The 248-nt window shown below is 53.2% G+C and carries 1 protein-coding gene; it reads right to left on the bottom strand.

Annotated features, from left to right (window positions below):
* Positions 1-248 (bottom strand): transposase (locus tag BUE76_RS21960; RefSeq protein ID WP_143313445.1); only part of this gene is annotated, 248 nt, incomplete at both ends.

Here is a 248-nt window from a genome sequence, read left to right as displayed (position 1 = left end):
TGGTGACCGTTCTGAGCTGACGGTGAAAACCCTCTATGATGTTGGTGGTGTAGATGATGCGGCGGATGTCGCGGTTGTACTGATAATAGCAACTCAGCCGATCCCAGTTCCTGCGCCACGACTCAATGACCTTGGGGTAACGCTCACCCCAGTTCTTCGCCAAAGCATCCAGCCCGCGTTCTGCCCCTTCTTTTGTAGCTGCGCGATAAACCGCACCCAAGTCCTTCATGAAGGGTTTTACATCTTTG

The organism is Cnuella takakiae (assembly GCF_001953305.1).
Taxonomy (GTDB): domain Bacteria; phylum Bacteroidota; class Bacteroidia; order Chitinophagales; family Chitinophagaceae; genus Flavisolibacter; species Flavisolibacter takakiae.
Note: the sequence above shows the minus strand (reverse complement) of the source record. Positions and strands in the feature narration are given on the sequence as shown.